The organism is Metabacillus niabensis (assembly GCF_902829255.1).
Classification (GTDB): domain Bacteria; phylum Bacillota; class Bacilli; order Bacillales; family Bacillaceae; genus Metabacillus; species Metabacillus niabensis.
In genome coordinates this window covers 1-14,831 of sequence record NZ_CADEPK010000341.1, presented here as the reverse complement: position 1 = coordinate 14,831, position 14,831 = coordinate 1, and the positions used below count along the sequence as shown (strand labels likewise).

General features: G+C 32.7%; 15 protein-coding genes, 1 riboswitch and 1 other annotated feature. Of the genes, 12 read left to right on the top strand and 3 right to left on the bottom strand.

The genetic code is table 11. The features are described 5' to 3' along the window. Positions 1 to 142 precede the first annotated feature (142 nt). From HU235_RS19415 to HU235_RS19390, 6 genes are all read left to right on the top strand, one after another. On the top strand, positions 143 to 1,033 hold the full coding sequence (locus tag HU235_RS19415) for a putative RNA methyltransferase (protein WP_233452299.1): 891 nt from the start codon (positions 143 to 145) through the stop codon (positions 1,031 to 1,033). A gap of 149 nt (positions 1,034 to 1,182) precedes the next feature. Beyond that, on the top strand, positions 1,183 to 1,698 hold the full coding sequence (locus HU235_RS19410; protein WP_233452297.1) for a hypothetical protein: 516 nt from the start codon (positions 1,183 to 1,185) through the stop codon (positions 1,696 to 1,698). A 338-nt stretch (positions 1,699 to 2,036) separates the two neighbouring features. Continuing rightward, positions 2,037 to 2,792, top strand: coding sequence for an SDR family oxidoreductase (locus tag HU235_RS19405; protein ID WP_174881278.1), 756 nt, complete (start codon positions 2,037 to 2,039; stop codon positions 2,790 to 2,792). A 94-nt stretch (positions 2,793 to 2,886) separates the two neighbouring features. Next, positions 2,887 to 3,732 carry a P-loop NTPase family protein gene (locus HU235_RS19400; protein WP_174881277.1) on the top strand — a complete coding sequence of 282 codons (846 nt, stop codon included), beginning with the start codon at positions 2,887 to 2,889 and terminating at the stop codon, positions 3,730 to 3,732. Positions 3,733 to 3,828: 96 nt separating this feature from the next. Further along, on the top strand, positions 3,829 to 4,392 hold the full coding sequence (locus HU235_RS19395) for a delta-aminolevulinic acid dehydratase (protein ID WP_095300133.1): 564 nt from the start codon (positions 3,829 to 3,831) through the stop codon (positions 4,390 to 4,392). Positions 4,393 to 4,503: 111 nt separating this feature from the next. Beyond that, positions 4,504 to 4,812, top strand: coding sequence for a hypothetical protein (locus HU235_RS19390; protein ID WP_174881276.1), 309 nt, complete (start codon positions 4,504 to 4,506; stop codon positions 4,810 to 4,812). A gap of 81 nt (positions 4,813 to 4,893) precedes the next feature. Here the strand turns inward: HU235_RS19390 and HU235_RS19385 are convergent, their stop codons facing one another. Next, complete coding sequence (locus HU235_RS19385) at positions 4,894 to 5,409, bottom strand: hypothetical protein (protein WP_174881275.1); 516 nt, start codon at positions 5,407 to 5,409, stop codon at positions 4,894 to 4,896. A gap of 289 nt (positions 5,410 to 5,698) precedes the next feature. Between HU235_RS19385 and HU235_RS19380 the strand changes: the two genes are divergently transcribed. Together HU235_RS19380 and HU235_RS19375 are read left to right on the top strand one after the other, a co-directional pair. Next, positions 5,699 to 6,520 (top strand): nucleotidyltransferase, encoded by an 822-nt coding sequence (locus HU235_RS19380; protein WP_174881274.1) that lies wholly within the window; start codon positions 5,699 to 5,701, stop codon positions 6,518 to 6,520. A 222-nt stretch (positions 6,521 to 6,742) separates the two neighbouring features. Further along, entirely contained in the window at positions 6,743 to 7,318 is a 576-nt protein-coding gene (locus HU235_RS19375) for a hypothetical protein (protein WP_174881273.1), read from the top strand. Positions 7,319 to 7,461: 143 nt separating this feature from the next. Here HU235_RS19375 and ileS read toward each other — a convergent pair whose 3' ends face one another. Further along, entirely contained in the window at positions 7,462 to 10,557 is a 3,096-nt protein-coding gene (gene ileS, locus HU235_RS19370; protein ID WP_174881272.1) for an isoleucine--tRNA ligase, read from the bottom strand. Between the two features lie 58 nt (positions 10,558 to 10,615). Next, positions 10,616 to 10,854 (bottom strand) — a binding site (T-box leader). Positions 10,855 to 11,186: 332 nt separating this feature from the next. Between ileS and HU235_RS19365 the strand changes: the two genes are divergently transcribed. Next, on the top strand, positions 11,187 to 11,627 hold the full coding sequence (locus HU235_RS19365; protein WP_095300129.1) for a cell wall hydrolase: 441 nt from the start codon (positions 11,187 to 11,189) through the stop codon (positions 11,625 to 11,627). A gap of 110 nt (positions 11,628 to 11,737) precedes the next feature. On the opposite strand, the gene HU235_RS19360 is transcribed toward HU235_RS19365, so the two are convergent. Continuing rightward, positions 11,738 to 12,940 (bottom strand): MFS transporter, encoded by a 1,203-nt coding sequence (locus HU235_RS19360; protein ID WP_174881271.1) that lies wholly within the window; start codon positions 12,938 to 12,940, stop codon positions 11,738 to 11,740. Positions 12,941 to 13,002: 62 nt separating this feature from the next. Then, positions 13,003 to 13,102: riboswitch (purine riboswitch) on the bottom strand. 176 nt (positions 13,103 to 13,278) lie between these two features. Between HU235_RS19360 and HU235_RS19355 the strand changes: the two genes are divergently transcribed. From HU235_RS19355 to HU235_RS19345, 3 genes are all read left to right on the top strand, one after another. Continuing rightward, positions 13,279 to 13,668 carry a hypothetical protein gene (locus HU235_RS19355; protein WP_095300127.1) on the top strand — a complete coding sequence of 130 codons (390 nt, stop codon included), beginning with the start codon at positions 13,279 to 13,281 and terminating at the stop codon, positions 13,666 to 13,668. Positions 13,669 to 13,733: 65 nt separating this feature from the next. Further along, a complete protein-coding gene (locus HU235_RS19350) occupies positions 13,734 to 13,952 on the top strand; it encodes a hypothetical protein (RefSeq protein ID WP_095300126.1) in 219 nt (72 codons plus the stop codon). A 177-nt stretch (positions 13,953 to 14,129) separates the two neighbouring features. Further along, positions 14,130 to 14,525, top strand: coding sequence for a VOC family protein (locus HU235_RS19345; RefSeq protein WP_174881270.1), 396 nt, complete (start codon positions 14,130 to 14,132; stop codon positions 14,523 to 14,525). The last annotated feature ends 306 nt before the right edge of the window (positions 14,526 to 14,831 follow it).

The following is a 14,831-nucleotide window of genomic DNA, read 5'->3' as shown; positions in this document are numbered from 1 at the left end:
TGATTATTCAATTCATTCGTTATAGATAAAAATCGGTATAGACATAATGCTTCAAATCCACTTATTTTTTAAAAAAATATAAGAGGGTTTATTTGTCTATGCCTTTTTCATTTATTAAAAACGAATGAATGAGGTGACTTCTTTGTTACAAGAAAATAAAAGAATAATGAGTGCAAGTTTTGTAAGGAAATATGAATCGATTTTTGCTTGTCCTATTTGTCATTCATCTATGAAGGTAATCGATTTAAAAAGCTTAATTTGCTTAAATTTTCATACGTTTGATTTTGCTAAGCAAGGATATATTAATTTAACGACTAAATATGTCAAAAGCAAATACAGCAAGGAACTTTTTGAGGCACGAAGAAGGCTTTTTAACGAAAGTGATTTTTTTGAGCCTTTGAGCCAAACGATTGCAAATATCATAAATAAACATATTGGTAAAACAAAAAAAGCAAGCTCAATTCTTGATATGGGGTGTGGAGAAGGTTCCCATCTTGATACTATTTGCAATATTGTCAACTCTGTCCATTATCATAAAGTAGTTGGAGTTGGGCTCGATCTTTCTAAAGAAGGAATCTTATTAGCTGCAAAAAACTATCCAGAGCATATTTGGGCTGTTGCAGACCTAGCAAACACACCTTTTAATCAGGAACAGTTTGATTTTATTCTGAATATCTTATCACCATCAAACTATGCAGAATTTAATAGATTGATGCATGAGGACGGCTTAGTGATTAAAGTTGTTCCTCAAAGTGGGTACTTAAAAGAGTTAAGGGAGCATCTTTCTCTAAAACCAGAAAAGACGAGCTATTCTAATAAAGAGATAGTGGATAGGTTTATCGAAAGTTTTCAATTAGTAGATATCTCAAGATTAAGCTATATAGCAAGACTAAATAAATCATCTATACAGTCGTTAGTTCGAATGACGCCATTAACTTGGGGGACAACAGAAGAACGAGTAAAATCTTTTATAAATGATTCTGCTCAAATTACTATCGACTTGGATCTATTAGTCGGGAAAAAACAAGTGTAAGCAAGGGAAATATTTAGAGAAAATATAATTTTGCTAGTTGTTATTCAGACCAATTGCGATCTTTTGTTTATCTTGCGTTCCTACAGTATGCGGGAACGCATTTATTTTTTGTTATCGATTCAATGGCTGAAGAAGGGTTGAGGATATTGGTGAAAAATGAAATTCATGAATTATTAGAAAATCATGATGCTTTTGCCAGACAAATTGCAAATGCTAAATTAGCAAATTTATCCTTTAATGTATATGAACATTGGGAGAATCGCGAGCGAATACAAATAATACTTGCTGAAAGAAATCAATTTGATTCGATGCAAGAAGCATTTTCTGCAATCTTTAAAAAAGAATTATTTGTCCAAGAGGAATGGGATACGAGTGAAGAGCCCGACCCTACTGATGAAGAATGGCTTACCGCTTTAGAAAATATCTGGATCAATGAGTATTTTCCGAGAGATGACCCATACGAACATGTTTTTATTGAATTAATTAATGATGATTTTGTTAGCAGTTTTAAACGTATTTTATATAAAGTGAATGCTGCTGAAAGAATAATTAGTGGAGTAAATCAACTTAGGGCAATACGAGTTAAAAAAGGGCATCTATATGAATACATATTTGGGCAGACACATAGTCAATATTTTTTGTTTCAGTGGGCAATTTGTACTTAACAAACGTTGTTGCTTTTTTGTTGAAATTTTTTCAATGAATTTGTTGTATTTTACCAATTATGAAAGTATGATAAAACTAGAGATGTATTGAAAGGGGAATTAAGATTCTACATGTGGACAGTCCTGTAATGAACAATTAATAAAAATAAATAGATTACGTATACCTAATAAGGGGGTAGTCTGTCTATTTATTTAAATTAAAATCATTACAGGGATGCATGGTGTGGAGTTATAATATCCAAAAACTGGGCAGTCCTTTTCGGGAGTGCTCAATTTTTTTATAATATATACATCTCTTGAACCACATCAAGTATCCCTATTAATTGGGGGGTATATCAATGAATTATTTACAAGGTAAAATTGCAATCGTTACGGGTGTAAGCGGTGAAAAAGAGATCGGAACGGCTATTTGCCGTAAATTAGCTTCTTATGGTACAAATATTTTCTTTACACATTGGAATTCTAATCATGATTGGATAATTAATTTCCGCCAAGAGATCGAAAATATGAATGTGCTGTGTGGAGAAATGAAAATAGATTTATCTGATGCAAATGCGGCATGTACAATCTTAAATCGTGTTTCTGACAAATTAGGCGAGCCGTCTATTTTAGTCAATAATGCAGCACATTCTACAAGTGATGGTTATTTACAGTTAGATGCTAAAACACTTGATCAACATTATGCTGTTAATATGAGAGCAACGTTTCTTCTATCTGTTGAATTTGCCCGTCGATTTAAAAAATCCAATTTACAATCAGGAAGAATAATCAATATAACATCAGGACAAGATTTAGGCCCAATGCCAGGAGAGTTAGCTTATTCTGCAACTAAAGGAGCAATTTCAGCTTTTACTAGATCGTTGGCACAAGAACTTGCACCATTCGGCATTACTGTAAATGCAGTAAATCCAGGACCAACAGATTCGACTTGGATGACTGATGAAATAAGAACATTTCTTTTGCCAAAATTTCCGATGGGACGCATTGGTGAACCAGACGATGCGGCGCGAATTATCGCTTTTCTAGCAAGTGATGAGGCTAAATGGATAACTGGACAAATTATTCATTCAGAAGGCGGATTTATACGCGGATAAAGTAGATTAGTAGCTAGAATGTAGAGATAGTTAGTTCGCTATTCTTGATACAGCTCTTTGCTTTTTAAAAGATGTATAGATAGGGGCCGATATTTTGAATACTAAATTGATAATAGTAGAAGGGCTTCCTGGGTTTGGGAAATCTACGACTGCATGTATCCTCAATGATATTCTAATTGAAAAAAATATCCTTTCTGAGTTAATTCTAGAAGGAAATTTAGATCACCCTGCTGATTATGATGGGGTAGCTTGTTTTACGATTAAAGAATTCGAAAGTTTGTTAGTGAATAGTGGTCATTTTAAAGAAGTCTTTCTAGAAAAAGTTACGATAATGGGAAGCAATTACTTATTACCGTATAAAAAAATAAAAAATGAATATGGCGCAAATTTCCCTGACAAATTATTTAATATGATTATAAAAAATGATATTTATGAATTACCATTTGAAGTAAATAAGCAATTAATCACTGAAAAATGGAGAAAGTTTGCAGAAAAGGCAGAAAATCAAAATCTTACGTATATTTTTGAATGTTGCTTTATACAAAATCCAGTAACAATTGGAATGATTAAATATGGTGAGAACAATGAGAACATTTCAAATTATGTGCTCGTATTATCGGAAATCATCGAAAATTTAAATCCAATCTTGATTTATATCGATCAGGATGATTTGGAATTTTCATTCAAAAAGGCTGTTAAAGAACGCTCAAAAGAATGGTCTGATGGGTTTATTGACTATTATACAACTCAAGGATATGGAAAAATGAATGGCTACAAAGGTTTCGATGGAGCGATAAAAGTGTTAGAAGCAAGACGAGATATTGAAAGTGAAATATTCGATAGACTTAAAATAAAAAAGGTAAAAATCAATAATTCACTATATAAACCGAGTAAATATAAGTCAATGATAATTGAAAATTTAAAGTTTTTTGGGATCTAGCTAAATAGTAGAGCCGACTTCATTAAATTGCTTTAAAGATTAGTGTACTTTCATGTAATATACGAAACTATCATTATAAAAATAGGAGAAGGGATAATGAGCAGACCAGAGCTATTTATTACTTTAGTCGTTGGAGAGAATTGTGATATGTCTGCGCTTGCACTTCGTTCAATACTTGAATGTTTTGGAGCAAAAGTTACTGTACATTGGGTTGGTCGACCTAACGATTTTATTGATGTTCTATCAGGTGAGTATTTAGATAAGCAATGTGATTACTTAATATTCGATTTTCACGGTGATGAAGGACGTTTTTGGATGACGGAATTAGCTGATGATATTTATGAGACAAATGAACCAAAGGATAAGTATTTTGATTATCAACAGGTCAAAAAATATACAAAATTAAAAAATATTCATATCATTGGCAATGGATGTACTTTAGGTCATAAAAATCTTGCGGATGCATTTCTTAATAGCGGCTGTAAATCTTATATTGGCCCAAATGATTATATTGATGGTAATGCAGCCTTGATGTTTATTACAAGATTGATGTATGAAGTAATCAATAACAAAAAGAGTCTTGACGAAGCATTTCAAATCGCAAAATCAATTGATCAGGAGACAGAGATGTATCAATTATATTTAGCAAAATCGTTTTAAGTTGTTTATTGTTAGCTTAATGATATGGCGTATCTACATAAAGTGGAAACGCCATATTATTTTTCTGGATGGAAGACATGGATTATAAAAATAATGATAAGAGGTAACAACATGCTCGACACAAGTCTAGTAAAATCACTTATAATAGAGCGTTCAAAATTACATATGAACGATCCAAAAGTATACGAGTATTGGGGAAAGTTAACTGAACTACTCAGCAGAAACGTTGAAGATACAATAAATTATCTTAACCATTGTTCAGAGGAAGAAATTTATTGGTTAAGCGAAATATTTGAGGACATTTCAGCTAAAGTAAATTGCCAGAAGTATATTGAGTGCCTAAAAAAATTAGATAAGAAATATTCGAACTTAAATTTGTCAATGGATATTAAAGTAGCTGAAGAATGGATGGAAGGTTAGTAACAGAAAAATGGTATTTGAAAAGGCAAACCGAATAATATTCAGTCAATAGAAGAACAAAGCGTTGTTAATTTAAATTTTCTAATCATTTTCATTGTTTTTGTACACTTTTTGTACTATTTTTTCTATAATATGACCGAAAAAACCAAATAGAATCCCTAAAAAAATCCCACTATAAATTGGACTGTTAAAAAAGTTTAATGCAACACCAGTCGTCATACCTACAGCTAACCCAAAGAATAATCCAAGCGTTTCAACAGTCTTTTTTGGCTTTTTTATTCCTTTTATTTTTAATGCATGATTAATTTCTTTTGCTCTGTTGTATGAATGCCACATTGAAAAGGCATAAGCTGATGGAAAAAACAAACCCCACTGTAAGTTTTGTACTTCATAAGATTTCTCAAGCTCAAAATTAATTGCTAAAAATAAAGAGAAGTTTAAATTTGTCATATTATTTATTGTAATTTCCCAAACAATTAGCAAAATACCGATGACATAGTCACGGTTATATAAATGACCGAATCCTGGAAGAGTAATTGACCATAATAAAGCTGCTATTGGTGATTTATATGTATTTGGATTTTTTCTAAAAAACATCTTTGCCCCTATTAACATGTTAGTTTACATTATTTTTTCCAAATTGCCGATATTCATACGAAAGTTATTCTCAGTGTTGGGAATGGTATTTGACTGCTTATATTTAATGAGGGGTAATTAGAAGTATAAACCTATTTTATACCGTTCCTTTAGATTGTTGTAAATGGTTATATTCGGTAATGTATGCTCCATACAAACGAAAGGAGCAATGATATGTGCTGCTCATGTTCTCCCGTTGTAAAAACACAAACATCTTTATACATTAAATTTTTGGAGGTTGTTTGTTAACATGTTATTTCAGGAAAAATTAATTGAATCCATTAAAAAGAAATGTGAAAACGATCGAATTGTTTCTGCATGCATGATGTATGGTTCGTTTACGAAAGGTGAGGGAGACCAATATTCGGATGTTGAGTTTTATCTTTTTCTAAAAGAGAATGAAATTCATAACTTTAAATCATCTGAATGGATGAACGATATTGCATCATATGATTTACTATTCTTTAACGAATTTGGTTCAGAGGTTGTTGTATTCTCCAATTTAATTAGAGGTGAATTCCACTTTCTTCCGGAATCTGAAATGGATATTATAAAAACATTTAAAGTAACAGGTGTTTTTCCAGATACAAAATCGATGTTTATTTATGATATCACTGGTAAACTAAAGCCCTTATTAGATGAACTGAAAGGTGAAGGACCAAAAAGAATGACAAACGATCATGTCAATTTTGCCTTTAATAATTTTGTTAATGCATGGATTATGGGAGTGAATGTACTGAAAAGGGGAGAACATGCTCGTTCACTTGAATGCCTCTCATATGTCCAGAAATATGTTCTACAACTGCTCAGAATTCAAGAAAAAACTACAGATCGATGGCTAAACGCGACAAAAAACTTAGAGGCAGATTTATCAGATAAAGCTTATCGTAAATATGCTTCAACAACTGCAAAACTAGATGCAGGAGAACTTTATAATGCCTATTCAAATGCACTTCGAATAGTCGAGGATTTAATTCATGCCCTTACAAGTGATTATCAATTTGATATTAATAGAGGCTTCACGAATAAATTACATTCCCACCTAAACGATTTATTTAGTAGCCTTGAATAGTAGAAAGAACTTTCAAAAGGGTAGCCTAAAATAATACTTTGGGGTATCCTTACTTTCATTTATACAGATTTTTTACCAAGTTGATGTGGCAATTTAAGCTCATTTATTTGACATTCATGATACTAATTTAAATTGCAATAGGAATTTATTGGATAATTATGTTAAACTTTTAAGTGTGATTAATCGTTATAAATTGCTAGATTTCTGTGGAGGTATTTACTTATGAAGAACCAATCTCTTATAGAAGTTTTGTTTAGATTTTATGGAGTTCTTTACGTGTTAATATATATCGGGTTTATTTTGCTTATCAGTTTAGCACATTCCTCTATTAATATAATAAGTATTCTCGCGATTCTAGTTCCGTTTATTAGTTTGCTTTTATTTGTACTAGTTTTATCGAAAAGCAAATATCTCAACGTATGTAGTGAGAGAAAAACGAAGAACAAACTAAAACACATTGCAATGATTGGGAGTATCCCAACAATTGTCTGTATGGTAATGTTAGGAATTAATGAATATAAGTCATCCTTTAATACGAACAGATGGTTAACTAGTCTTTCTGAACGAGTGTATATGGTTGATAATTTATTATCAACCTTTGATTTAAAAGGAAAAACAAAAAGTGAGGTAATTGAGCTATTAGGAGCACCAACAGATACAGGATATTTTAAAACTAAAACAAATATTGTCTATTATCTAGGGAATGAAAGAGGTCTTATTTCGATTGATAGTGAATGGCTCGTGATCGACTTTGATGAAGGAGAAAGGGTTGTTAATTATAGCGTTCGTACTGATTAATTAACTGCTTGCTTTGCTTTAAAAGTAATTATAAAAATAATTAGCAAAGAGGAGATTTCTCTAAGATTTCCTCTATATAATTTTGTAAGAGCACTACTGACAGTTTTCAAAATAAACTTTAGTAGTGCTCTTTTAAAGGATAGCTAGTATATTAAATTGATTCTTACGATTTCTTCTCCAAAATTTACTTCAATTTGATTTTCGGCACTATCGAGCGCTTCATAGCTTATTTGGTGAACTAGAACATTTTCTTTAATAAGCTCTTCAAAATGTTTTATCGTTTTAATGCTGCATTCGGTTGCAGAAACATTAATTCCAATATATTTTTCTATAGGTAAATCCAAAATTTTACGAGTATCTTGAATAGATCTAATTAATTCTCTAACTTGACCTTCTTCAATAAGTTGGGGAGTTAGTGTTAAATCTACTATCACCTTTAAGTGCTCATCCCCAGCTATCTCAAAATTAGATGAAACTTGATATTCAACAGTTATATGCTCCTTTTTAATCAGTATCAATTGTCCTTTAACGTTAATTTGCTGTTGACCTTTTTCTAATAAGGACGTTATTTCAGTATTAGACATATTATTTACATAGTCCTTTACAGCATTAACCATTTTACCAAAGGCTGCACCTGCAGTTTTAAAATTTAGTTTGATGCTAGGTGTTAAGTAAGTTGATAAATCATTTGTATAAATAACATCTTTAACATTTAGTTCGTCTTTAATGATCGTTGAATATTCATTTAAAACAGGATATTCTTTACTTGTCCATACTACCATTTGTTGTAAAGGTTGCTTAACCTTCAAATTTTTTGCATTTCGAATACTCCGACCATATTCAACTATTTTTAGGATCCTTTTCATATCTGTTTCTAATTGTGGTTTAATCATAGAAAGATTAGCATTCGGGTAGTTTTGTAAATGGACACTACTTTGAGTTAATTTTAAATAGATATCCTCTGCAACATAAGGTACAAAAGGGGCTAACAATCGACTAATTGTTGATAGTGTTTCAAATAATGTAGAGTATGCTGATCGTTTATCTTCAGAAAGTCCAGTAGCCCAAAAACGATTTCTTGATCGTCGTACATACCAATTGCTTAATTGTTCGACTAATGCTGCAATTTCCCGTGTTGCTTGAGTAAACTGATAATTATCCATGTAATCATTAACGAGCTTAACCGTACTTTGCAAGCGGGAAAGTATCCATTCGTCTAAGATTGTTTTTTTACCTGATTGTTGACTATCATATACAAATCCATCAATTTTTGCGTACATTAAATAAAATTTACACGTATTATCTGACGTATCTATTAATTTTGATTTTGCCTCTTGTACAATTTTTATTGAAAAGCGTTTCGGATTCCAAGGTGAACTATCGACTAAAAATGCCCAGCGAAGAGAATCTGCACCAAATTTTTCTATAAGTTCAACAGGGTCTAAAGCATTTCCTTTACTTTTAGACATTTTTTGGCCATTTTCATCGAGTATATGCCCTAGAGAAAGGACATTCTTATATGGTGCTTTTTCTTTAAATAGAGTAGAAACTGCGAGTAGGCTATAGAAAAATCCCCTAGTCTGATCAATTCCTTCAATGACGACATCTGCTGGAAATTGCGATATGAATTTTTCTTCATTCCCAAATGGATAGTGGTATTGAGCAAATGGCATCGAGCCACTATCAAACCAAACATCAATCACTTCAGGAGTTCGATTCATGACAGCTTTACATTTCGGACAAGTACACTGTACCTCATCAATATATGGCTTATGCAACTCCAAATCATTTGGTATTGGTGAAGTCGTAAATTTTTGAAGTTCCTTTATACTGTTAGGAACTAATTCATGATTACAATTAGAGCATATCCAAACATTTAGAGGCGTACCCCAATAACGGTTTCTACTTATATTCCAATCAATAAGGTTTTTTAAGAAATTACCAAAGCGTCCATCTTTAATATGCTCCGGATACCAATTTACAGTTCCATTGTTTTCTAGGATGTTATCTTTTAAAGATGACATCTTAATAAACCAACTTTCTGTTGCATAATAAAGCAAAGGGGAGTCACATCTCCAGCAATGCGGGTAGCTATGTTCATATTTTTCTTTATGAAATAGAATGCCTCGTTCAGAAAGCATTTTAATAATGTCTACATCACAATCTTTCACAAATCGTCCAGTAAGTTCTTTTACTTCAACGGTGTATCTGCCTTGTTGATCCACTAAATTGATAAACGATAAACCATTTTGCTGAACAACTTTATAATCTTCTTCCCCATAAGCGGGTGCAATGTGAACAATTCCTGTTCCGCTATCATCTGTTACATAATCTGCTAATACGACATAATGTCCATTTTTAACATTCACATAGTTAAATGGTGATTCATATCGTGTTCCTTCAAATTCGTGACCACTATGTTCGCTTAAAACAAGTACATGTTCCCCAAGAACCTTTTCTACTAAAGATTTCGCTACAATATAGATCTGATTCTCTTTTTGTACTCTGACATACGTTAAATTTGGATTAACAGTAAGGGCAACATTTGCGGGTAAAGTCCATGGTGTTGTTGTCCAGCCTAAGAAATATTCTTCTTCAGCATCTATTCGCTTAAATTTTACGGTAACTGATAAATCTTTTACATCTCTATAACCTTGTGCTACTTCGTGTGAACTTAAGGTTGTTTGGCAACTAGGGCAATATGGTGAAACGCGATGACCTTTATACAAAAGACCATCTTTGTGAACTTTACTTAGAATGTTCCATACACTTTCAATATAATCGTTACTTAAAGTTAAATATGGATTATCCATGTCTACCCAATAACCTAGTTCCTCTGTAAATGATCGCCATTTTTTCTCGTAGGTAAAAACACTTTCTTTACATTTTTCAATAAAACGCTCGACACCATAACGCTCAATCTCTTGTTTCCCTGAAATTCCAAGTTGTTTTTCAATACCAAGTTCGACAGGAAGGCCATGTGTATCCCATCCTGCCTTTCTCTCAACTTGAAAGCCTTTCATCGTCTTGTAACGTGCTACAACATCTTTAATTGTACGTCCAAATGCATGGCCAACATGGGGAAGACCATTTGCAGTTGGAGGTCCTTCATAAAAAACAAAAGGTGGTTTTCCTTGCTTTATTTCAACTGATTTCTGAAAAATGTTCTCTTCAGTCCAATAATTACGGATACGCTTCTCACGCTGTACAACAGTTTCTTTGCCCTCATTAGCATTCACTGATATCGCTCCTATTCAAAATGAAATATATAAAAACATACAAAAAACCCCGTCCCAAGAAAGGGACGGGGTTAACCGCGATACCACCCTAATTCTATTGATCCGAACCAATAGCACTTAGCAACGTACAATCATACGTGTTCCTTTTAACGGTAGACTCCCGGCTAGACTTACTTAAAAATTCAGCCTAGCTTCTCAGAGAGGATTTTCACGTAACACTTGAACACTGACTTGCACCAAATGTCAGCTCTCTGTGGATCAAGACGAAACGCTACTCTTTCTCATCAACGAATTTGTATGCTTTTATTGAGATTCATTTTAACAGAAGTAATCAGGGGAGGTCAATTTTATTTTTTGTTAAATATTTGTAAAATAATCGAATGCAGAAATTGATTGACGAGTAGGCGTATGGGGAATCGACACTACATAAATATCAATTAACTATTTATTGTTGAGCAGAGACATGCAATTTTAAAATTGTAATTTATAAATTATTTCCTTAACATGCAGCATAAGCTGTAAAGGAGTTCCATATATTTATATACTTCAATCTAAAACTAAGTTTCTTATTTTATGAACAATAACATGAAAATAGGCTTTTTTTCATACTATATTTTGGAGGTGAAAAAATGGCGAGAGCAAGTTACCGAAGTTCAGACGTTGATTTAATGGCAAGGATGATGAGGGCAGAGGCTGAAGGTGAAGGGAAACAAGGTATGCTGTATGTCGGTAATGTCATTGTTAATCGTCTTACAGCCAATTGTTTAGACTTTAGAAATTTAAGAACAATTCCACAAGTTATTTATCAAGTTCAGGGAGGGAATTATTCTTTCGAAGCTGTGCAAAAAGGAAATGTTTTTTATCAAAGAGCGAGAGAATCTGAAAGAAGACTAGCAAGACAAAACTTAGAGTTTTGGCGACAACACCCTGGTAAATACGCTCTATGGTATTTTAATCCCTATGCTCCATGCCCTCCAACTTGGTACGATCAACCATTTGCTGGTCAATTTAAAAATCATTGTTATTATGAACCACAGCCTGGAACATGTGAGGGTGTTTATACAGGTTAAGCATACTTTTCGAATACTGCGACAAAAAGCTAAAGAAGCGGTTCATTTTGGGAACCCATCTGGTACACTTTTTCGTAAGGGTTCCCTTACCGCATGAAACAATAACGATATCATGATAGATTATGAGTATTTGACTTAGGTGAAGACGTTACAGCAAACGTTTCTCTTGTCCTTGTTCTTCTTGTTAAAGAAAAGGCTGCACATAGCAATGAAATAATGACAATTCCCGCACCAACAAAGGCTGTTTTAGATACAGTACCTGTTTGGTTTAACACGATACCACCGAATGCTGAACCAAGGGAAATACCGATTTGTAATGCAGAGTTGTTAAAGCTTTGCTGTATGTCAGAAGTAGCAGGATCTGTTTGAATTAAGTAGCTTTGTTGAGGTGGTGCTAAACTCCAGCTCAAAGCAGCCCAGACCATCATCACCGGTATGAAGATGACCAATGAAAATGTCGTAAATGGCAATATAAATAGCACAATAGCAAATGCACTAATTACTACGATAATGCTTTTACGTGCTCCAATCGAATCTGATAATATTCCCCCAAAGGCGCCGCCACTAACTGCTGCAATCCCAAATATTAAATAGCAAATACTAATCCAATTGGAATTTAAATGGAGTTCCGATTGTAAAAATGGAGTGAAATAGGCATAAAGCGTGTAATGTCCTGCTAGCATAAACATTGTTGCTAGGTGAGCGCTACCTAACTTTGCACTACCGACAGCCCGTAATTGTTGTGAAAGTGGAATCGTCTTTTCCCCAGGAATTTGCTCCAAAAAGATTGAAATAAGTAAAAAGGAACCAATGGATAAAATCGCAATTCCTAGGAAAATGACACGCCAACCAAATGAATTGGAGATCAAGATTCCGAGCGGTACACCCATTACAAGTGACGAACTAATGCCCATATAAATAAGCCCTAAAGCTTTAGCACGATGTGTTGGAGCAACAATTTTAGCAGCGATCGTTAACGATAACACAACGATCAAAGCTGTACTCATTGCAGTTAAAACTCTTGCCAGCATCATAACGGTAAAACTTGTACTAAAATATGTCATCATATTCCCGATAAAGAAAACAAACAAGGAAGCAAGATAGAGTTTTTTTCGCTCTATTTTGTTAGTTATGACAAGGAGCACAGGGCCTGCAACAGCATAAATTAGTGCGAAAACAGTAATGAGCTGGCCAGCAGTGCTTAATGAGATTTGAAAATCATTTGCAATCGTTGGCAGAATCCCGCCTACAATTAATTCAACAAGTCCAACAGCGACAGTTGACAATGCAAGGATAAAAACTTTTACATTCATCGTTTATATTTCTCCCTTTCTAAAAAATATTTAAAATAAATAAAAAAATCCTGATTACAAAAAATGATCAATTCATTTTCTGTAGTCAGGATTTTATGGTTCCTGGTAGAGACCCTCAAGCCTTATTCTTGAGGTTATACAGGTATTAACAAATTTGTTTCTGAAAAGGACAATATAGAGTTTACTAGATTTCATCTTTTTTTTCAATCCTTATATTTAATCTTAATCATTGCATCGTAAAAATTATTAGAATAAACGGTGGAACTTTATTCATTTTCAATTATTAGGTTCGTGTTTTAAGAGCATTTTAATTATCACTGTAAGGTAGGTGGATTTGTATGGGAGTTGATGTTATTTTTATCATAACAATTATCGTTGCAATAATATTTTTATCCATAGCAGTTTTTCAAGTGTTACTTTCATTAGGATACCCACTTGGTGAATTTGCAATGGGGGGATATTTTAAGGTATTACCAAAAAAATTACGTATGATAAGTGCGGTAAATGCAATCATTCTTTTATTGATGGCTTTTGTTTTTCTCGTTGATTCCAAGGTGATCATTGCTTATACGTTTTTACCAACAAACATACTCGTTTGGGCAATAACTATTTTTCTTGGCGTAAATTCAATAGCAAATTTAATGTCTCAAAGTAAGAAGGAAAGACTTGTTATGACACCATTGTCGACGATTACGTTTCTTTTATGTTTAGTCATTTCACTATCATAAGATACGAAACTTTACCTAAGGTTTACCGTAGTAAATACTAACACCTAAAAAAAGGAGGGAAGATGATGAATGTGGCAAGTAATCAAGGTGAAACAATTACTGTAGTATTTGTTTATCAAAAAACTGAACAAACAGTGGAAATGACACTTAATTCTGCTCAATTAAAAGCATTGTTGAATTCAAAACAGGTTTATATCGAGAGATTTAACACGAATCTTAAAATAGAAAATACTGTTTGGTCTTATGCAGGCAGCAAGGTTAGCTTGCAAATATATTTAAAATAATTACACAAACTATTTTTCGAATTTAGGTAGTTCTTAACTCAATTAAGTAAACTCTATTAATTACTATTTCACCGATACAAATATCAATCTTTTACAATTGATATGTTTGTAGAAGTAGAAGGATTTAACCTTCCTTATAAAGAATAAATCATTAGTAAAAATAGGAAGGAGAAAAACATGTCGAACGGAAATATTCAAGGAATTGCATATAATGTTATACCAGTACAGGATATTATGAAATCTGCAAATTGGTTTAAGGAACATTTTCATTTTAATATTAGACATCAGACAGAAAACTCCGTAAGTTTATTTAAGGAGAATCGTCCAATCTTACATTTATTACATAGCTCAGATGAATCAAGGGCGTTCTTTACTATTGATAATAAGAAAAAATGGGTGATTACGTTTTTTACAGATGATATAAAAAAATTACATGAAAAGTTATCCTCCAAAAACGTACAGGTAAGTAAAATTAGCTACGAAGGGGAAAACGGAAACTTTTTTACCTTTGAAGATATTGATGGAAATATATTTGACGTCTGGGAACATCATGATTGTGAGTTAATATTTTAGTGGTAATTGTGTTAGGGAGCTATTTAGAATGAATGTAGCTCCTTTATTTTTTTGGAATTCTCCAAAACGAAGCTTATCGGTTTCTACATTTAATGAAAGAATTTAGACGGAAAATATAATCTATTCATGTGAGGGTTGTCTTGATAGAGAAACTAAGGAAGTGTTTTTCTATCCTCTTTTTTTTAATTGGAAAATATGATTTACTCCATATTTTTAACTCCCTAAAGATGTAAAGAAGGATGTTTTATTTTTAAGTTCTTTTTTATTAGATTGTTGTTTTTTGCACTAATTTTATAAATGTTGATT